Annotated in this window: 19 protein-coding genes; 10 read left to right on the top strand and 9 right to left on the bottom strand. The window is 37.9% G+C overall.

Features of this window, described 5'->3' with window-relative positions; translation table 11 throughout:
* Positions 1-41: 41 nt before the first annotated feature.
* Both EXE09_RS08645 and EXE09_RS08650 read left to right on the top strand, forming a co-directional pair.
* Positions 42-1,286: an NADH:flavin oxidoreductase/NADH oxidase family protein gene (locus EXE09_RS08645; RefSeq protein ID WP_130116999.1), complete on the top strand. Its 1,245-nt coding sequence runs from the start codon at positions 42-44 to the stop codon at positions 1,284-1,286.
* A 251-nt stretch (positions 1,287-1,537) separates the two neighbouring features.
* Complete coding sequence (locus tag EXE09_RS08650) at positions 1,538-1,888, top strand: hypothetical protein (RefSeq protein WP_068973932.1); 351 nt, start codon at positions 1,538-1,540, stop codon at positions 1,886-1,888.
* Positions 1,889-2,271: 383 nt separating this feature from the next.
* Here the strand turns inward: EXE09_RS08650 and EXE09_RS08655 are convergent, their stop codons facing one another.
* Positions 2,272-3,138 (bottom strand): pirin family protein, encoded by an 867-nt coding sequence (locus EXE09_RS08655; RefSeq protein ID WP_130117000.1) that lies wholly within the window; start codon positions 3,136-3,138, stop codon positions 2,272-2,274.
* A 107-nt stretch (positions 3,139-3,245) separates the two neighbouring features.
* Between EXE09_RS08655 and EXE09_RS08660 the strand changes: the two genes are divergently transcribed.
* Entirely contained in the window at positions 3,246-4,184 is a 939-nt protein-coding gene (locus tag EXE09_RS08660; RefSeq protein ID WP_130112298.1) for a LysR substrate-binding domain-containing protein, read from the top strand.
* Between the two features lie 21 nt (positions 4,185-4,205).
* Here the strand turns inward: EXE09_RS08660 and EXE09_RS19135 are convergent, their stop codons facing one another.
* Together EXE09_RS19135 and EXE09_RS08665 are read right to left on the bottom strand one after the other, a co-directional pair.
* A complete protein-coding gene (locus EXE09_RS19135; RefSeq protein ID WP_264757108.1) occupies positions 4,206-4,340 on the bottom strand; it encodes a hypothetical protein in 135 nt (44 codons plus the stop codon).
* The gene (locus EXE09_RS08665; RefSeq protein ID WP_068973935.1) at positions 4,333-5,559 is read right to left on the bottom strand and encodes an MFS transporter; all 1,227 of its coding nucleotides are present in this window, start codon (positions 5,557-5,559) and stop codon (positions 4,333-4,335) included. Before EXE09_RS08665 ends, EXE09_RS19135 begins: the two co-directional genes overlap by 8 nt.
* A 250-nt stretch (positions 5,560-5,809) precedes the next feature.
* On the opposite strand from EXE09_RS08665, the gene EXE09_RS08670 reads away from it, so the two are divergent.
* Positions 5,810-6,403: a TetR/AcrR family transcriptional regulator gene (locus EXE09_RS08670; protein ID WP_130117001.1), complete on the top strand. Its 594-nt coding sequence runs from the start codon at positions 5,810-5,812 to the stop codon at positions 6,401-6,403.
* Between the two features lie 137 nt (positions 6,404-6,540).
* Here the strand turns inward: EXE09_RS08670 and EXE09_RS08675 are convergent, their stop codons facing one another.
* The 3 genes from EXE09_RS08675 to map all read right to left on the bottom strand — a co-directional run bounded on the left by EXE09_RS08675 (position 6,541) and on the right by map (position 10,249).
* The gene (locus tag EXE09_RS08675) at positions 6,541-7,644 is read right to left on the bottom strand and encodes an OmpW/AlkL family protein (protein ID WP_068973937.1); all 1,104 of its coding nucleotides are present in this window, start codon (positions 7,642-7,644) and stop codon (positions 6,541-6,543) included.
* A 339-nt stretch (positions 7,645-7,983) separates the two neighbouring features.
* Positions 7,984-9,096: an OmpW/AlkL family protein gene (locus EXE09_RS08680; RefSeq protein ID WP_130117002.1), complete on the bottom strand. Its 1,113-nt coding sequence runs from the start codon at positions 9,094-9,096 to the stop codon at positions 7,984-7,986.
* A 325-nt stretch (positions 9,097-9,421) separates the two neighbouring features.
* On the bottom strand, positions 9,422-10,249 hold the full coding sequence (map, locus tag EXE09_RS08685; RefSeq protein WP_068973939.1) for a type I methionyl aminopeptidase: 828 nt from the start codon (positions 10,247-10,249) through the stop codon (positions 9,422-9,424).
* A 221-nt stretch (positions 10,250-10,470) separates the two neighbouring features.
* Here map and rpsB point away from each other — a divergent pair, with 221 nt between their 5' ends.
* The 6 genes from rpsB to EXE09_RS08715 all read left to right on the top strand — a co-directional run bounded on the left by rpsB (position 10,471) and on the right by EXE09_RS08715 (position 15,073).
* A complete protein-coding gene (gene rpsB / locus EXE09_RS08690) occupies positions 10,471-11,223 on the top strand; it encodes a 30S ribosomal protein S2 (RefSeq protein WP_068973940.1) in 753 nt (250 codons plus the stop codon).
* 141 nt (positions 11,224-11,364) lie between these two features.
* Positions 11,365-12,246, top strand: a complete 882-nt coding sequence (gene tsf, locus EXE09_RS08695; RefSeq protein ID WP_068973941.1) for a translation elongation factor Ts — start codon at positions 11,365-11,367, stop codon at positions 12,244-12,246.
* Positions 12,247-12,419: 173 nt separating this feature from the next.
* Positions 12,420-12,959 (top strand): DUF3465 domain-containing protein, encoded by a 540-nt coding sequence (locus EXE09_RS08700; protein WP_130117003.1) that lies wholly within the window; start codon positions 12,420-12,422, stop codon positions 12,957-12,959.
* Between the two features lie 124 nt (positions 12,960-13,083).
* A complete protein-coding gene (locus EXE09_RS08705) occupies positions 13,084-13,905 on the top strand; it encodes an AraC family transcriptional regulator (RefSeq protein WP_130117004.1) in 822 nt (273 codons plus the stop codon).
* 110 nt (positions 13,906-14,015) lie between these two features.
* Complete coding sequence (locus EXE09_RS08710; protein ID WP_130117005.1) at positions 14,016-14,762, top strand: AzlC family ABC transporter permease; 747 nt, start codon at positions 14,016-14,018, stop codon at positions 14,760-14,762.
* On the top strand, positions 14,759-15,073 hold the full coding sequence (locus EXE09_RS08715; protein WP_130114205.1) for an AzlD domain-containing protein: 315 nt from the start codon (positions 14,759-14,761) through the stop codon (positions 15,071-15,073). Before EXE09_RS08710 ends, EXE09_RS08715 begins: the two co-directional genes overlap by 4 nt.
* 50 nt (positions 15,074-15,123) lie before the next feature.
* Here the strand turns inward: EXE09_RS08715 and EXE09_RS08720 are convergent, their stop codons facing one another.
* The 3 genes from EXE09_RS08720 to EXE09_RS08730 form a co-directional block, all read right to left on the bottom strand.
* Entirely contained in the window at positions 15,124-15,570 is a 447-nt protein-coding gene (locus EXE09_RS08720) for a DUF962 domain-containing protein (RefSeq protein WP_068973946.1), read from the bottom strand.
* Between the two features lie 115 nt (positions 15,571-15,685).
* Positions 15,686-16,420, bottom strand: a complete 735-nt coding sequence (locus EXE09_RS08725) for a DUF4850 domain-containing protein (protein WP_130117025.1) — start codon at positions 16,418-16,420, stop codon at positions 15,686-15,688.
* A gap of 66 nt (positions 16,421-16,486) precedes the next feature.
* The gene (locus EXE09_RS08730) at positions 16,487-18,286 is read right to left on the bottom strand and encodes an amidohydrolase (protein ID WP_130117006.1); all 1,800 of its coding nucleotides are present in this window, start codon (positions 18,284-18,286) and stop codon (positions 16,487-16,489) included.
* Between the last annotated feature and the right edge of the window lie 45 nt (positions 18,287-18,331).

Here is an 18,331-nt window from a genome sequence, read left to right on the forward strand (position 1 = left end):
ATTTAGAGTAAAAACTCTAATCACTAAAAAGAGATTTGATCATGAGCCATCTTGCACAATCATTCGATATAAAAAAGACCACATTTAAAAACCGCATCATCAAAGGTGCAATGAGTGAAGCACTTGCCAATCATGCAGGTCAACCGAATCATTTACATCTAGGTTTGTACGATGCTTGGGGCAAAGGTGGCTTAGGTTGTGCAATCACAGGTAATGTCATGGTGGATTTTCGTGCCAAGAATGAGCCAGGTGTTGTTGTTGTTGAAACTGAACGTGATTTAGCAAAACTGACTGAGTGGGCAAATGTCGGTAAAAAGCACAAAATGGTGCAGTTAATTCAGCTTTCACACCCAGGACGTCAGTGTCCGCGTGGTTTAAATGCGGAAACTGTTGCGCCGTCGGCAGTTCCTTTTAGCCCATTATTGGCTTCTACATTTGGCACACCACGTGCACTTGAAGAAAGTGAAATTTTAGATTTAATTCAGCGTTTTGCTGAGTCAGCACGTATTTGTGAAAAAGCAGGTTTTGAAGGTGTGCAATTACACGGTGCGCATGGTTATTTGATTAGCCAATTCCTTTCACCACTGACCAACAAACGTACTGACCAATGGGGCGGTTCGATTGAAAATCGTATGCGTTTCTTATTGGAAATTTATAAAGCTGTACGTGCCAAAACTTCTGAAAATTTCATTGTATCCGTGAAACTCAATTCGGCAGATTTCCAACGTGGTGGCATCACTGAAGAAGAAGTGATTCAAGTGTTTAAGGCAATTGATGAAGCGGGTATTGACTTGATTGAAGTTTCTGGTGGTACTTATGAAGCGCCAGCGATGGCAGGGGCAAAAGCTGATAAGCGTAAGGAAAGTACGATTGCGCGCGAGGCTTATTTCCTCGATTTTGCTGAGAAAATCCGTAAAGAAGTGAAGTGTCAGTTGATGGTGACAGGTGGTTTCCGTACCGCGCAAGGCATGAATGCTGCTTTAGATAGTGGGGCATGTGAATTTATCGGAATTGCACGTCCTTTGGCTGTTGAAACCGATGTAACCAATAATCTTATTGCAGGGCGTGATGTACGTTATGCAGTTGAGCAAATTAAAACAGGTATTCCTTTTGTCGATAAAATGGCGATTATGGAAATTCTTTGGTATGCAGCACAATTCAAAGCGATTGGTGAAGGGAAGAAACCGAATCCTAAATTGTCACCATTAAAAGTATTCTTAAATTATGCGAAGAATAATGTCAAAGCTGTGATTCAAGGGCGTGTCAATTCACGTAAGTCGGCTTGAAATATTGATGGATTAAAACTAAAAGTCATTTTTTAGTTGCAAAATGTATCAAAATTGCTCAAAAAGAAAGCGACTTGTTTATGAGTCGCTTTTTTGAGGATAAATGGCAGTTTTTAAAATTCTTAAATTGTTGATTTTAAATAAAAATATAAAAATGATTTCGCATAAGCGCCATTATGTTAAATGGGATAGAAAGTTGTAAAAAGAAAGTTTTGTGTATAATTTAAATTTTTACTTAGAAAAACGTAAAGATGAACAAATTTAAATTTTTTTATACTGACTATTGTGAAGGTAAAACAATTCCTGCTGAAGATTCAGATCAGTGGTATGTAACGAAAGAAGAAATATTACACAGCATGGATTGTGTACTCCATATGCCAGATAATTTTTTAGGAATTATAGATAAATATGAAAATACACTTCAGTTTGCTGTAAACAAGGATAGATCAATCCATATGGAAATACCGTCACCTAAAGAACTCGGATCTTATGGGAAAGAAGGTACTTTAGAAGATGCTTTAAATATTGTTAGGAATCTAGGTGAGTTGATTAGTCTAGATACTATTGATGATCTAAAATTTAAAAAGTGGAATCCTAATTAGATTTTAATTTCGTCACTAAATGACCATGATATGTATGGATATTATATAGATTTCCTAAAATTAACATAATACACCTTATGCGAAATCGGTTACGTTAATTATTTTATTTCAATAAGTTGTAATCCACAAAAAAGCCTAGTTTTCTTAAACTAGGCTTTTTACATGAAATTTCATTGTTTCACATAAAAAATCATGGTCAAGTGGTTTAAAAACGATTTATTATGAAGATCGTGCAGGCTTTTGAATTATCCCGCCATCATTGAAAAGATGTCTATGAATCATACTATTAAACTCTGATTAATCACTTTTGTAAGAATAGAAACCACATCACTGTGATTTCTATTTATGATCATTACTGAAATTCAATAATGATTTACTCTAGATTAGGCAAACTGACCATTTTGAAAATCGACAAAAGCCTGCTGAATCTCAGCCTGAGTATTCATGACAAATGGACCATGCGCGACAATAGGCTCATTCAAAGGTTCACCATTCATCATCAATAATTTAGCATCTTGCAAACACTCAATTTCAACCTGATCAACATCATGGTTTAAATAAAGTGTTTGTAGGTTGTGGAAAATCTGACCATCTACTTTCACTTCACCACTTAAAACAAAGATGATGTTATTCCACGTAGGATTTAACTCAAAATGCTGTTTGGCATCTTTATTTAGACGAATATCCAATAAATTGATCGGGCTAAAAGTCTGTGCAGGACCTTTAACAGTGCGATTACCATTTGAATATGTGCCTGAGATCACACGAATACCCCCTTGGTTATGTTCAAGTTGAACTTCTGGAATATTCTGTTCAGTTAATTCTTGATAACGTGGTTCCGTCATTTTGGCATGGCTAGGCAGATTGACCCAAAGCTGAATCATGTCCAAATTTCCGCCTGTTTGGGCAAAGTTTTTGGAATGATACTCTGCGTGCATAATGCCACGACCCGCAGTCATCCATTGCACTTCATTTTTACCAATCGTGCCGCTATTGCCTTTGGAATCATGATGTTCAAGTTCGCCATCATAAACTATAGTCACTGTTTCAAAACCACGGTGTGGATGCATCCCAACACCACGTTGATGTTCATCATTAGGACTGAATGGATATTGCTCGGTATAGCCCATGACCAAAATCGGACTGGTTTGATTGCCCATTTCTTCCATAGGTAACATGGAGTTGGTCGGGAAACCATCGCCTACCCATGTGCTACGGTTACTGGTATAGGTTTTTTCAATTGCATTCATATTTTAATTCCTCAAATTTATTATTTCGCTTAATTGTATTAATTGAGGTATAAATGCAGGATTACAGCGTAAATTAGACAACAGATTTTTCTAAAAATGGAACAATGATGCAGAATCTCAATGATTATTACTATTTTGTTCAAGTCGTGAAATATCAAGGTTTTACCAAAGCCAGTGAAGAGTTGGGTATTACAAAATCCAAGCTTTCACGCCGTATTTCTGACTTAGAAAGTCGTTTAGAGGTTCGTTTAATCCAGCGTAATACTCGTAAATTTGCGGTCACTGAGGTTGGACAACAGTTCTATGAACATTGTTTAAAAATCTTAGATGATGTTAATCAAGCCGAAAACTTTATTCAGCATACTTTGAGCAATGAACCTTCAGGTTTAATTCGATTGTCTTGCCCCGTAGCATTAGTGAATACGCCTGTAGGGGAAATGGTCGCAGAATATATGCACCATTATCCTGATGTTCAAGTTCATTTATTATCAACCAATCGTCGAGTGGACTTGATTGAAGAGGGGATTGATTTAGCCATTCGTGTGGTGAGTACGCCTTTGGAAGACAGTGAATTAATCATTCGTGAATTAGATGCATGGGAACATGTTTTGGTGGCATCTCCAGAACTATTCAAACATTATAACAAACCTTCGCATTTGGATGATTTAAAGCAATTGCCAAGTATTGGTTTTCAAACACCGAAACAAGTTTGGATGTTACAAAAGCGTACTGAACAGAATGTTTTTCATGATATTGAACATCATCCAAAACTACGCACAGACAATTTTCATGCGATGAAATCCGCCGTGTTAAAAGCGGTTGGTGTTGCATCATTGCCGAAGGTTTATGTGTATGAGGAATTAAAAAACGGAAAAATGATTGAAATTTTACCTGAATATTATTTACCTAAAGGCGTGATTTATGTGGTGTATACATCTCGGTTAGGGATGTTGCCTGCGGTACGTAAATTTTTAGAATTTTTAATTGAACAATTTAAACAATTAAATCTCGACGAAATTAGCAAGCAGTGCCCTAAACACGATTAAAGCACTGGTATATAACATTATTTAATGTGCGCAGAATGCCATATTGAAGTATTCAAATAATTCAGGGGTGTTCAACCATAACAGCATCGACAATCCAAAAAGTAGAATCAGCCCCATCCAGATGCTACATTTTAGCCATGAAAATGTATTAGTCATCGACGACAGCCTCCTCGTTAACAAAGAAATGTACCAACACGCCAAGAACACTGAGCGCAATGGATAGCGCCCAAATGATATTGTAGTTCCCTGTTATATCATGGTTGAGACCACCAAGCCAGCCACCAAAGAAAGAACCTACTTGATGGGTAAAGAACACAATCCCACTAAGCATGGTCAGGTATTTGACTCCAAACATATTGGCAACAATCCCGTTGGTGAGCGGAACTGTGGAGAGCCACAAAATCCCCATCACGATACCGAAGGCATAGACTGTCCAAATACTGAGGGGTAGCATTAAAAATGCGACGATGGCGACACCGCGTAAGCCATATAAGCCCATGAGTAGATGTGGTTTAGAATATTTATCACCGAGCCAGCCAGCCGCATAAGTTCCCACGATATTAAAAAGCCCGACCAGTGCTAAGAAGACTGTTCCTGTTGAAGCATCAAAACCATGATCGATTAAATATCCTGGTAAATGAATTCCCAAAAAGACCACTTGGAAACCACATACAAGGAAACCCAAAGCAAGCCATAAAAAGGGTTTATGATTAAATGCGATTTTTAGAATTTCTTTGAAACTTAAGTTTGGACGAGTTGCTTGACTAACTGCATTGGGAGCGACATACATCGGTGCTTTTAACATCCACGCTAAAGGCACAATCAATACAACAAGAATTGCAGTGATGATGAGTGCAGAAGACCATCCAAAGTTTTTAATCAGGAGTAAGGTTGTTGGCAACATGATGAACTGACCGAAAGAGCCTGCTGCACTTGCGATCCCCATTGCCATACTACGTTTACTTGGATGAGCCGCTCGCCCGACTGCGGAAAGCAATACAGAAAATGATGTTGCTGATAATGCTAAACCGATAATCAATCCAACACTAAAATCAAGCAGAAGAGCATTTGAGCTGATCGACATCAGTAATAGACCAATGGTGTAGAGAACACCACCGACTGCAACAACTTTCTTACTACCGTACTTGTCTGCCAAAGCGCCTGTAAATGGTTGTACAGCGCCCCACAATAGGTTTTGAAAAGCAATCGCTAAACTGAATACTTGATGACTCCAGCCAAACTCATGACTCATTGGAACTAAATAAAGCCCGAAGCCATGACGTACACCGAGTGAAAGTGCTAAAATAAATGCACTGCCAATCAACATATAGATCAAAGGCTTAGAAAATTTTTGCTGTTGTTGCGTTGCTTCCATATATTACCTTTTATGTGACTGATACATTGTAAACTAAGCATTTTTAGACATTGTTGATAATCAACTGATGGTTTTTGAATAATAGGTTGGAATATTTTATGGAGCAATTCTGAAACTGATTATACAAAAATACAGTAAATAGATTATAATCATAATCTATAATAAAAATACATTTTTTTATTTGAAAAATGTACAGGCTCAAGCTGATTGGCTCAGTGAGTAAATGAAATTCTGATTGGGAATAGTGACTATGCCTCGTGTCTCAAAGCAATTAGCGCAAGAAAATCGTAAAAATATTGAAAATATATCTTCTCAGTTAATCCGTGATAAAGGTTTTTCTGTGAGTGTTTCTGATCTTATGAAAGCTGTTGGATTAACACATGGCGGTTTTTATAAACATTTTCAAAATAAAGATGAGTTAATTGACATTGCTTGCAAAGATACTTTTCGGCAATCTGAACAAAAGTGGAACAGTATTATTGCGGAGACAGGTTCTGAACATGAGGCGCTTGATCTAATTTTTACGCGATATTTATCTGAAAAAAATTTAGCAGATCCAGGAAAAAGTTGTCCTCTATCTTCTTTGTCAATGGATGTAGCAAGAGAAGAGGAGGGAAAGGCAGTCAAGCAAACATTTCATCAAGGTGTTGAAACTTTATTAAAAATTTTAACAACATTAAATGATCCTAAGCATGAAAATACTCAACTTTCAGAACAAGCGATTATTCAGCTCAGTTTATTGTCTGGTGCACTGACTTTGGCTAGATCTGTTGACCATGATTTGGCGTTGAATATTTTGGATACAGTCAAAGATTTTTTGATTCAATCTCAAACGACAGAATAACGGATATTCCGCAGTAATAAATACCTTTTGCTTTATCATAAAAGTGGATACACGATAACGTCATCCGCAATTGTTTGAAATGAAGAACAAATACATCGTATTTGTTCTTCTTATGATTATAGTATCGTTGCTGAAGTTTAATAACGATAACCAATACCCATGTAGGTTAATAATGGATCTGTATCAATGGTTGTAGTGGCATGATTTAAAACTTGACCATTATTTTGATTGACCACGTCGATACTAATATCATTGCTTAATTTGGCATAGGATACCGAAGCAACCGCGAACCAACTTGGTGTGATGTCATAAGTAAATCCAGCAGTGACAATTGGGGCAAAGGCATCATCAGCTTTGACTTTGATTTTTGGATTAGCAGATGAAGTTTTTTTATCGAGTGATGCACCTGCTTTATTATCGAGAATATTTTGCACCATATGCCCAGAAGCGATTAAATCTGCCTGCACAGCAGGGTGGGTTTTTAATTCATTGAAGTATGCGTACATCACACCGACACCTAGATAAGGTCGGAACTTATTGACTCCTGATTTGCCAAATTGATATTGCAGTTCAAATGCAGGTGTCCAAGCACGTGCCGTAGAAACAACGTCTTGTGCTGATAGGTCAGTGATAAAAATATCCTTTTTTAATGGCATTTCACCTAAGCCGAAGAACTTAGAAGTATCACTTGGAAAGGCTGTTCCACGCATCGGTGAATAAATTTTACCTTTACCTTTAATATCAACTTTTGGGGGAATTCCGCCTTTCATTTCAAGTGCCCAGTTGTCAGTAAATTGATATTTCGACATGATTCCAAGTGTATCTACATCTTGTGGTTCGAGACCTGTATCTGCTGCTGTCCATTGAGATAAACCATTGATTTCAGACTCACCACTCAAGTTGGCAGGTAACACACCATTTTTAATCAATTGAAAAAATTCACCTACACCTAAAATACTTTCAAATTTGGCATATTGTTTTTTCCCTTCATCGGTTGAGGTATCGATGGATGTTTTTACCGAATCCACTGAGACTTCACCAACTTTTACACGTGTTTTTTCTTGAATTGGCGTTGTTACTCTGATCGGATTTGTTTTACCTTGAGGCATAACATGGAGCCAACCAGCGGAAATTGAAAAGCGTTTAAAACCATCACCTTCTTTCATGCTAAACAATGGGGATTTAGCAAATGACACTGTTGGAATAAGCATCAATGCCATAAAAATTTTTGAAGTTTTCATTGAGATGTCCTTCTCTTTTTTTGATTCAATTTATTTTTCAAAGAGAATTCATTAAAGAAGAAGTTACAGATGATAAGGAGGGTGTATTTTTAAGCCACATGGGGGGCATAACGGACTTTTGATTTTATTTAAAAAAAAGTGTTTAAAATACAGTTGGTTACTTTTGTTAAGTGCGTTTTATAAAAAAGTTAACTTATTGTTAATAAATGTCAGTTTATGAAACAAATTGCCAAAAAATAAAAACCAAATAGTCTAACTATATGGTTTTTATATTAAATTTTAGATAAAAATAGATGATTATTTATTGCACTACGAGATACTTAGTCTGATCAAATTAGGTTAAAAACGATAGCCGACGCCTGCATAACCTAAAATTGGATTAATCTCGATGTCTGTTTTGGCATTAATAAGTTCGCCATATTTTTCATCAGAAATGGTGATTTGAGTTTTACCTTTTAGCTGAGCATAAGACACAGAACCTACTGCAAACCAGCGGTCATTAAAATCATAAGTAAAACCTACTGTGGCTACAGGGGCAAATGCATCATCTGCTTCGAGTTTAACTTTAGGATTACCCGAACTTTTCTTACCATCTAAGGCTGCGCCTGCTTGATTGTCTTTCATATTAATCAACATGTGACCTGCATTGATTAAATCTTGTTCAATGGTTTTATTTAATTCTAATTCGTTAAAATATGCATACATCATCCCGACGCCAATATAAGGGCGGAATTTATTTACACCTGTTTTGCCAAAGTGATATTGAAATTCAAAAGCAGGTGTCCAAGCGCGTGCAGAAGCAGCTTTATCCTGTGCACTGAGATCTGTAATAGCAATATCCTTCTTCAGTGGTAAATCACCAATAATTGCTCCAACACCAGTCGGTGAGGCAATGCCTGTGAGTGGTGCGTAGATTTGACCTTTACCAATAATATCTACTTTGGGAGGGAGACCAGCTTTAACTTCGAGTGAGATATTATCGGTAAAGAAATAATTAGACATGATCCCTAGTGTCGCGACATCATCCGCTTCTAAACCCGTTCCTTGAGCTTCCCATTGTGAAAGACCATTAATTGTAGCTTCACCTGAGACATTCGATTTTAAATATTTAGTGTCTCCTTCTTTATACGAGATCAACCCTAATAAATCTAAATCAACCGCTGTCTTTAATAGGTTTTTTTTAGTTGTTGCATTGGGTTTGCTTTCATCAATAGCACCAAGTACTGAATCCATTTTTACATCACCCACTTTGGTTTTTTCACCTTCGGCAACAGAAGTGTTGATCTGAATGGGCTGTGCTTTACCTGTTGGCTTTACATAAAGTGCGCCCACAGATACGGAAAAACGCTTAAATCCATCACCATCTTTAAAACTAAAATAAGGTGAATCGGCATAGCTCATGGCTGGAACAGCAGAACACGCTGTTGCAATACAAAATAACGTTTTTTTCATAGATTGGACTCCATGTCCGAAATTGATACTAATTTTTATAGGTTTTTATTATTAAAATTATTGAGGGTAAATTTATGTAGGCATTAGAAGGCTTTTTATTTAGTGAATGTTATTTTTTTACGGTTTTATTCATTATTGGTTGAAGAATGAATGGCTTTAGGTAACTATTTTACAAGAATATTACATTTTACTTTTTATAAAGTTTATAAATTAATTAAATTAAATCATATTATTAAGTTTAATTGTTATCTATTTAAAAATGAAAAAGATCATCCTAAGATGACCTTTTTTTCAATTCGATATGCTGCTTAAGTCAATGACTTACTTATTTTTGGAAGCGAGATAAATCTTCTTCTGGGCGAGCAGTAAGCACTTCAACACCATCTTTAGTGACCAGTAGGGTGTGTTCATACTGTGCAGACAAACTATGGTCTTTAGTCACAACAGTCCATTTGTCACCCATTAAACGAGTCTGCCAAACACCTGCATTGACCATCGGTTCGATGGTGAAGGTCATGCCTTCTTCTAAGACCATCCCTGTATTGTTTTGACCATAATGAAGTACTTGAGGCTCATCATGAAAAACAGTCCCGATGCCGTGACCGCAATATTCACGAACTACACTGAAACGTTCTGATTCAACATATTTTTGAATGGCAGCACCAATATCACCAATCGTTGAACCTGGTTTTACTGTTTCCATACCACGGTACATGGCTTCTTGGGCAACTTTACATAGGCGATCTGCAATAATAGACGTTTCACCGCCCACGATGTACATCATGTTGGTATCGCCGTGATAACCATCTTTAATCACAGTCACATCAATATTGAGAATATCGCCTTTTTTCAAAATTTTACTTTCAGATGGAATCCCATGACAAACCACATGGTTCACAGAAGTACAAATGACATGTTGAAACGCTGGACGACCAGGTGCCGCGCCATAACCTAAACAAGCAGGAATCGCATCTTGCTTATTGACAATATAGTCATGACAAATCGTATCCAATTCAAGTGTAGAAACACCTGGTTTGATATGCGGTTTGATCATATCCAAAACTTCTGCAGCCAAGCGACCAGCAACGCGCATTTTTTCAATTTCATCTGCGGTTTTGATTAATCGACGGGGAGCTTCGTAAGTACTGTTCATGATCTTTAAAAACTTTTGGAAATTTGTATGTGACTATGGTATAAATAGCCGCCCAAATTATCAAATGCTTTCTGTTACTTTCTTTATGAAAGGTTTACGGAAATATTGATCAGGGTAATTTAAAAATCCGCACATATGTCGTCACATATCTCTGGGTGCCCGTAAGGGTGGAGAATGCTGGACATATGGAGGCCTAACCCAAACTTTAAGGTATATAGAAAATGGCAGATTACAACGTAAGCATGCGCGACCTTCTTACAGCTGGCGCGCATTTTGGTCACCAAACTCGCTTCTGGAACCCAAAAATGCGTCAATACATTTTTGGTGCGCGTAACCGCATTCACATCATCAACCTTGAACACACTGTTCCTGCGTTAAACGATGCTTTGAATTTCGTTAACAACCTAGCAAGCAAAAAGAACAAAGTATTGTTCGTTGGTACTAAACGTGCTGCTTCTAACATCATCCGTGAACAAGCTCAACGCGCTGGTCAACCTTATGTAGATCACCGTTGGTTGGGTGGTATGTTGACTAACTGGAAAACTCTTCGTCAGTCAATCAACCGTTTGAAAGATCTTCAAACTCAATCACAAGATGGTACTTTTGCTAAACTTACTAAACGTGAAGCATTAGAACGTACTCGTGAAATGGAAAAACTTGAACGCTCTTTAGGCGGTGTTAAGAACATGGGTGGTTTACCTGACGCATTGTTCATCATCGATGTTGATCACGAAGCGATCGCTATTAAAGAAGCTAAGAACCTTGGTATTCCAGTAATCGGTATCGTTGATACAAACTCTAACCCAGATAACGTAGATTTCGTTATTCCTGGTAACGATGATGCGATCCGTGCTGTAACTCTTTATGCTTCTGCTATGGCTGATGCGATTCTTGCTGGTAAAGAATACGCTCAAACTCAAGCAAATGCTCAAGCTAAAGGCGAAGAAGCTGCGAAAGAAGCTCCTGAGGCTTAATGCGTTTTTGACGCAAGCTTGTCATTTTTGTGATTTAAAATGATGACAAATTGAGCGTCGAGAAAGCAAAACGGCCCAGAGGTACCTTTGGGCCGTTTTTGTTGAACAGATTCATATTCTACCCGTATTTAGGAGAACAACATGACTGCAGTTACTGCGAGCATGGTAAAAGAATTACGTGACCGTACTGGTCTTGCAATGATGGAATGCAAAAAAGCATTAACAGAAGCAGACGGTGACATCGAATTAGCGATTGATAACCTTCGTAAATCTGGTCAAGCAAAAGCAGCTAAAAAAGCTGGTAACATTGCTGCTGATGGCGCAATCACAATTGCTCAAGAAGGCAACAAAGCACTTCTTTTAGAAGTAAACTGTCAAACTGACTTCGTTGCTAAAGACGAAAACTTTGCTGGTTTCTCTGCACAAGTTGCTGCTGCTGCTTTGGCTGCAAACGAAACTGACGCTGCTAAAATTGCTGAATTGAAACTTGCTGACGGTTCAACTGTAGAAGAAGCGCGTATTGCACTTGTTCAAAAAATCGGTGAAAACATCCAAGTTCGTCGTGCAACAATCGTTGAAGGCGACAACCTTGCAGTTTACAAACACGGTTTACGTATCGGTGTTGTAGTTTCTTACGCAGGTGATGCTGAAACTGGTAAAGGCGTTGCAATGCACGTTGCTGCATTTAACCCAGTTGCTGTTACTGCTGAAGGCGTTTCCGCTGAGCTTATCGCGAAAGAGAAAGAAATTGCAGAAGCAAAAGCGATCGAATCTGGTAAACCAGCGAACATCGTTGAAAAAATGGTGACTGGTTCAGTTGAAAAATACTTGAACGAAGTTGTACTTGAGCGTCAAATGTACGTAATCGACAACGAGAAAAAAGTTGCTGACGTACTTAAAGCTACAGGTACTACAGTTGCTCAATTCGTTCGCTTCCAAGTAGGTGAAGGTATTGAGAAAAAAGCAGAAATGAGCTTCGCTGACGAAGTTGCTGCTGCTCAAGCTGCCGCTGCTGCTCAATAATTTTACTGATTCAGTAGAATGAAAGAACCCCTCACTGTTGAGGGGTTTTTTTTGTATCAGAATTTTTAAATATATGATGTCGCTGTAAGCTGTATTTAAAAACGGATTTATTACAAATCAAGTTGATGATTCTCGTATAATTATAAAGATCAAATTGTTTAGACACATATTTTATGGCGAATAAAACTCAACTCGGCATTGGTGCTGCAATCGCATTATTGGCAGCAGCGTATTTTGGTATGGACTCCAATCAATCAAAAAACAATTCGCAAGCTCAAGCCGAATCTTCTCAACAGCATCAAATTGATAATTCTAAAAATACACAGACTCAAGCGACTCATACAGATATTGAATCACATTCAAACAGTCAAAATCAGCATGGCTTAGAGGTTATTCGTAAAGCCTATGATAAAAAACTTAGCAATGTTCAGGTTCAATCTATTGGTAAAGTTAAAGCAATATTAAGAGATGATAACGAAGGTTCACGTCACCAAAAATTCATTCTTTCTTTAGATAATGGTTTAACCGTACTAGTCGCACATAATATTGATTTAGCGCCACGTATTGAGAATTTGAAAAAAGGTGATATGGTGGAGTTTTTTGGTGAGTATGAATATAGCAACCAAGGTGGAGTAATGCATTGGACACATCATGATCCAAGTCGTCGCCATACGAATGGATGGTTGAAGCACGATGGAAAAACCTATCAATGAGTTGAGAATTACCAAAAGACCTAAACCACTGGTTTTAAATTTATCTTGCGATAGCAATTTTGTTCTATACCTTGTGTCTAAGCATGCTATTTTAAAGCGTCAGTAAAATATTTGAATCGAAGGCATGCTGGAGTGGGCAAACTATTTCCACCTAAAAGAATTGGGTGGATTAGAGCTATTAAAAGCGCAATATCATCAAAAGCAATTTTCAAAGCATGTGCATGAAGGTTATTGCATCGGTGTGATTGAAGAGGGTGCGCAAAGTTTTTTTCGGACTGGACAGTTACATACAGCACCGAAAGGCGATATTATTTTAGTCAATGCAGATGAAATTCATACAGGTTCATCTGCGGTTGAATCGGGTTGGAAATATCGTGCGATTTATCCAACACCTGAGATGTTATTGGATGCAGGACAAGATTTTTTCACTGTTAAAAATAGCGTGCCGTGGTTTCCCAATGCGGTTGTGCATGATATTGGACTTGCGCAACAACTATCATTACTCTTTGATTTATTAGAACAAAAAGACAATGCCTTGTTAAAGGAAAGCATGTATTTATCCACATTGGCGCGATTGATTGGTCGTTATGGTCGTGCCAAATTAACCCAAGCAGAATTGCCTGAAGCACAGCGTAAAGTTGAGTTGGTCAAAGATTTATTAAGCAGTTTTCCTGAACATGATTATTCACTGACGGATTTAGCCAATCATGTGGGGCTGAGTCCTTGGCATTTTTTACGTGAGTTTAAAAAATATACAGGTTTGCCTCCGCATAGTTGGCTAGTACAAATTCGTTTACGTAAAGCGCAACAATTACTAAAACAGGGCATGAATATCGCAATGACTGCGCAAAATTGTGGATTTTCGGATCAAAGTCATTTTAATCGGCATTTTAAAAAAGCAATGGGTGTGACACCTACGCAGTATTTGAGTACTTTGAATTTATAATTTGCTTTGGCGCAATTTTTATTCTTGAAAATCCTAAATAGCAATTTTGTTCAAGTCATCAGCAAGTATTTCCAAGATACTCAAACTGTCTAGCGTTTGAGATTTTAGAAATGAGCAGTCAATCCGAACCGTGTAGTATTGAGATACAATCTCAATCAGTCCTCAATAAAAAAGCCTTTTTCCAAGGTGTGCTTGATATTTTACCTTTATCCATTGCGGTTTTGCCGTGGGGAATTCTTGCTGGTTCAATGGCGATCAATGCTGGACTAACTTTTGCTCAGGCATTTTCCATGTCGGCTGTAGTCTTTGCGGGCGCAGCACAATTGGTGAGTTTGGGATTGGTGATGGCAGATGCTTCAGTATGGACGATTCTGATCACGATATTCTTTTTAACCAGTCAACATCTGATTTATGCGCTGAACTTTCGCAAAGATGTTGTACAGTTTCCCTTAAAACAGCGCTTGGGTATTGGATTTCTATTAACCGACGAATTATTTGCTGTTGGGATTGGTGAAAATAAGCAACGTACATTTGCTTATCTATTTGGTGCAGGTTTATGTTTCTATTTGGCTTGGTGCTTATTTAGTTTGTTGGGTATTTTACTTGCTCAATCTATCCCGAATTTAGAAAGTTTACATTTAGATTTTTCGATTGTCGCTGTATTTATTCTGATTATTGTCCCAATGATTAAGAATAAATCGACATTGGTTGGTGTAGTTGCAACTCTATTCTCTGCTTGTATTTTTAAATATTTCCAATTTGAGGGTGGACTTGTGCTGTCAGGCATTCTCGGGATGTTGAGTGCAATGTATACGGCAAAAATTATCGGCACGGTAAATAAAGGAGCGCAACAATGACGTGGACTTTATTGCTCAGTTTGGCGGTGATTGTATTTCTAAATCGTTATATTTTTCTTGAACCTAAATTTGCCTTCAAATTGCCTCAATTTATTGAACAGATGTTGCAGTATTCAGCACCGTGTTTACTGACCGCGATTTGTGCACCGATTGTATTTTTTAATGGTGATCAATTCCGTAGTTTGCCATTAGATGCTTATTTTTTAACGGCAGTGATTTGTGTAATTTTGGCACTTATTTCCAAGAAAATTTTGCTAAATCTTGGGTTAAGTTTATTGTGTTTTTATGGTTTATTTTATCTATTGAATTGATAGAAAAGCAGGGAAATTTTGTTGAAAATTTCCCTTACGCTTATTTTGCGTTAAACAGCCAGTTTTTGGCGTGTTTTCCATTTAGGCAGTACTTTAGCTAAATAGGCATCCATGCACCATACAGGGCCAATGAGGAGGAATTGGAGGTCTTTAAAGAAAGACGGTTTCTTTCCTTCAACTTTATGACCATAAAATTGTCCAATCCAAGCCAGAACAAAAACGCCAATATAGAATCCTACGCCAACTGGAAGTAAGTAAATCACCCACGCCATAATAGCAACAAGTGCGACCATCGCAACGGCTAAAACGAGATCTAAGCGTGCATAAAATACTAAGGTCAGCACAATGATCAATGCCGTGAGTGTCGCGCTAAAGTGAGCCAAAATACCAATGATGGCAAATAGAATTGCAGGAACACAAGCCCAGTGAATCATCTTATTGGTTTTGTTTTGATGGCTTTCGCTATATTCATCAAACCATTCAGTGATTGTTTTCATCGTTCTATCCTTGTGTAATCGTTTTTCTATCTTGTTTGAAAATATATACCAGAACCGAAATATGGTCAAAATCTCAACTGACAATAAGTGCTGTATTTAAGGTCAATTAAATACTTTAATGTGTTGCTTGGTAGAAATTCAGAATCGGTGTTGCTAAAGCCTGATTCTGTGGTTTTAACGTCACTTGGATTTCTTGAAAATTAAAATCACCATCTGAATAGTAGTAGGCGATGCCGTGTGTTTTATTCGGGTAGTTTGGAATTTGATAGCTAAAATACGCTAAATTTTTTCGTGGTCGAACAATGGCGAGATATTTATGTGGGTCGCTGACATATCCATATTCATTTTTGACACTTTCTTTGATTAAATTCGGAAAATAAAGCGTTGCAGGACGCATACCACAGCCCGCACAAATTGAAGAATTATATACAGTGATGGCTTCATCTTGTTTTGGACTCATCAACATTGCAGATGCAACACCTGACGGCCCCATATCTGCGTTCATGATTTTCCAATCTTTAGGCGCTAATATTTCACCAATTCCCGGAAAATAAACAATTTTGAATTTAGATGAAAGTGAATCTGACAAATCAAAATTGAGCTTACAAGATTTAACTTTGCAATCGTCATAATCACGGTAGTACTTTTCATCATCAGAAAATGGATTCGCAATTGCGACACCGACTGCTGCGACTTTATTTCGTTTCAACTGCACCATTCCGATATTTTCAATTTTCATCGCATAGTGAATATTGGGTGAGGGATCATATTGCGGAAAAGTAGGTTTGAAAATTTCAGACCCTGCATGTGCGTATCCGATAGAAAGGTGTACGCACATGCTTGCAATCATGTGATTCGCTAAAGTTTTTCTTTTTATTATTTTCTGAAGCTTCATGTTGTGTTCTTCTTTGCGTTTTTACTGTTGAGTGGGTTGCGCTAAGGGGTAAATTTTTTGACCTTCCTTATAGGTTGCGACAATTTTAATGTCTTTGATGCGTTGAGATGGAACTTTCAGTGGATCTTGATCCAAAACCACTAAATCAGCCAATTTCCCTTGTTCTAACGTGCCTTTGGTTTTGTCCTCAAAATATTGGTATGCCGCCCAATCTGTGACCGTTTTTAAAGCAATATACGGGCTAACTTTTTGCTCTTCACCCAATACATCACCTGAGCGTGTGCTTCGATTGACTGTCGCATCTATCACCATCATGTTTTTCGGTGGAATGACAGGAGCATCATGATGTTCAGTAAAAATTATGCCACGTTTTAAAGCAGAGCCTGTTGGGGAAATACGATTCGCCCGTTCAGCACCTAACGTTTCATGTTTATGCCAATCTCCCCAGTAATATGTATGCAAGGAGAAGAAAGATGGAATTAGACCTAAATCTTTTGCACGATCTAACTGGTCTTCACGCATGGTTTGCGCATGAATGATGACATTACGACGATCTTGTTTACCATATTGCGCATTTGCGGATTCAATTGTTTGAATATATTGGTCTATTGCAGCATCACCATTGGCATGCGCCAAAATTTGCCAATGATTTTGATAGGCTAAGTTAATCGCATCTTGCACAGTTTTGATATTTGGATAAGCAGGGTAACCACGATAGTGCTTGGCTTTGCCTTCAGGTGGAATTAGATAGGGCTTTGTGAGCCATGCTGTTTTACCTTGTGGTGAACCATCTAGACTAATTTTCACCCCACCAATTCGAAAATGGTTTTGGTAATTCAAGCTACTGCCATTTTTAAGCATATACGCTTTTTCATTCATAATGTCAGGATAGACCACGACATCTATGGGGAGTTGACCTATATCGGCAAAACTACGCCACATTTCAGAAGTTCCCGCATCTGCACGACCCTCTTGTACAGTGGTATAACCATTTTGAATATAGGTTTTTAAAGCAGTCTTCGCCATATTTTGCATGATTTCAGGGGGAACTTTGCTAAAAGCAAAGCCCATTGCAGAAAATACAGCGGATTCCTCTAGAACTCCATCGGGCTCTTGGCTATTGTTTTTACGACGAATAATGCCACCATCAGGATTTGGTGTATCTTTATTTATTTTTAAAATTTCTAAGGCTTTATGGTTGACTGAAGCGAGATGCCCAGATTGATGCAAGATGATAATCGGTTGTGTAGTTGATACTTTGTCTAAATCATCCGCAGTGGGGTGGCGTTTCTCATCAATTTGAGCATCATCATAACCATTGCCAATGATCCAACCTGAAGCGGCTTGAATAAATGCTGGGTTTTTTGCTTGCCAGTCTTTCATGGCTTGGATTAACGAAGCAATATTGGTCACTGTTCCATCTGGGGTAGGGTAGAGATTAGCAACCGTTTGTTGTAGCCCCACACTATTTAAATGGCTATGTGCATCAATAAATCCAGGTAAAAGGGTGTGTTGATTAAGATTGATTTCTTCAGTGTTGTTTTGTTTGAGCTGTTTTGCTTGTTTTAGACTTCCTGCATAAGTGATTTTTCCGTCACTGATTAAGAGCGCTTCCACATAGTGGGGAGACATTCCTTGCATGGTCAAAATCGAGCCACCATAAAAAAGTTTGCTCGATGTGTTTGGGGGGATTGTGACATTGGGCTGTGCATTATTTTGAGTTTGCGAGAAATGGGTACAGGCACACAAAAGGCTAAAACTGCTTATGCAAATGATAGGTGCAATGAATTGACCGAGTTTGAATGAATTCCACTGAAACATAATGACTCACCCCTAACTTTTAGTACTGCTCTATTTGAATATATC

It is taken from the genome of Acinetobacter sp. WCHAc060025, assembly GCF_004209355.1.
GTDB classification, from domain to species: domain Bacteria; phylum Pseudomonadota; class Gammaproteobacteria; order Pseudomonadales; family Moraxellaceae; genus Acinetobacter; species Acinetobacter wuhouensis.

Excerpts from the sequence above, each read along its gene's own strand:
- EXE09_RS08700 (WP_130117003.1), top strand. The coding sequence starts at position 12,420 with ATGGCGAATAAAACTCAACTCGGCATTGGTGCTGCAATCGCATTATTG.
- EXE09_RS08730 (WP_130117006.1), bottom strand. The coding sequence starts at position 18,286 with ATGTTTCAGTGGAATTCATTCAAACTCGGTCAATTCATTGCACCTATC.
- map (WP_068973939.1), bottom strand. The coding sequence starts at position 10,249 with ATGAACAGTACTTACGAAGCTCCCCGTCGATTAATCAAAACCGCAGAT.
- EXE09_RS19135 (WP_264757108.1), bottom strand. The coding sequence starts at position 4,340 with ATGACTAATACATTTTCATGGCTAAAATGTAGCATCTGGATGGGGCTG.
- EXE09_RS08650 (WP_068973932.1), top strand. The coding sequence starts at position 1,538 with ATGAACAAATTTAAATTTTTTTATACTGACTATTGTGAAGGTAAAACA.
- EXE09_RS08715 (WP_130114205.1), top strand. The coding sequence starts at position 14,759 with ATGACGTGGACTTTATTGCTCAGTTTGGCGGTGATTGTATTTCTAAAT.
- EXE09_RS08655 (WP_130117000.1), bottom strand. The coding sequence starts at position 3,138 with ATGAATGCAATTGAAAAAACCTATACCAGTAACCGTAGCACATGGGTA.
- EXE09_RS08660 (WP_130112298.1), top strand. The coding sequence starts at position 3,246 with ATGCAGAATCTCAATGATTATTACTATTTTGTTCAAGTCGTGAAATAT.
- EXE09_RS08675 (WP_068973937.1), bottom strand. The coding sequence starts at position 7,644 with ATGAAAACTTCAAAAATTTTTATGGCATTGATGCTTATTCCAACAGTG.
- EXE09_RS08710 (WP_130117005.1), top strand. The coding sequence starts at position 14,016 with ATGAGCAGTCAATCCGAACCGTGTAGTATTGAGATACAATCTCAATCA.
- EXE09_RS08705 (WP_130117004.1), top strand. The coding sequence starts at position 13,084 with ATGCTGGAGTGGGCAAACTATTTCCACCTAAAAGAATTGGGTGGATTA.
- EXE09_RS08670 (WP_130117001.1), top strand. The coding sequence starts at position 5,810 with ATGCCTCGTGTCTCAAAGCAATTAGCGCAAGAAAATCGTAAAAATATT.
- EXE09_RS08665 (WP_068973935.1), bottom strand. The coding sequence starts at position 5,559 with ATGGAAGCAACGCAACAACAGCAAAAATTTTCTAAGCCTTTGATCTAT.
- EXE09_RS08645 (WP_130116999.1), top strand. The coding sequence starts at position 42 with ATGAGCCATCTTGCACAATCATTCGATATAAAAAAGACCACATTTAAA.
- EXE09_RS08680 (WP_130117002.1), bottom strand. The coding sequence starts at position 9,096 with ATGAAAAAAACGTTATTTTGTATTGCAACAGCGTGTTCTGCTGTTCCA.
- EXE09_RS08720 (WP_068973946.1), bottom strand. The coding sequence starts at position 15,570 with ATGAAAACAATCACTGAATGGTTTGATGAATATAGCGAAAGCCATCAA.
- tsf (WP_068973941.1), top strand. The coding sequence starts at position 11,365 with ATGACTGCAGTTACTGCGAGCATGGTAAAAGAATTACGTGACCGTACT.
- EXE09_RS08725 (WP_130117025.1), bottom strand. The coding sequence starts at position 16,420 with ATGATTGCAAGCATGTGCGTACACCTTTCTATCGGATACGCACATGCA.
- rpsB (WP_068973940.1), top strand. The coding sequence starts at position 10,471 with ATGGCAGATTACAACGTAAGCATGCGCGACCTTCTTACAGCTGGCGCG.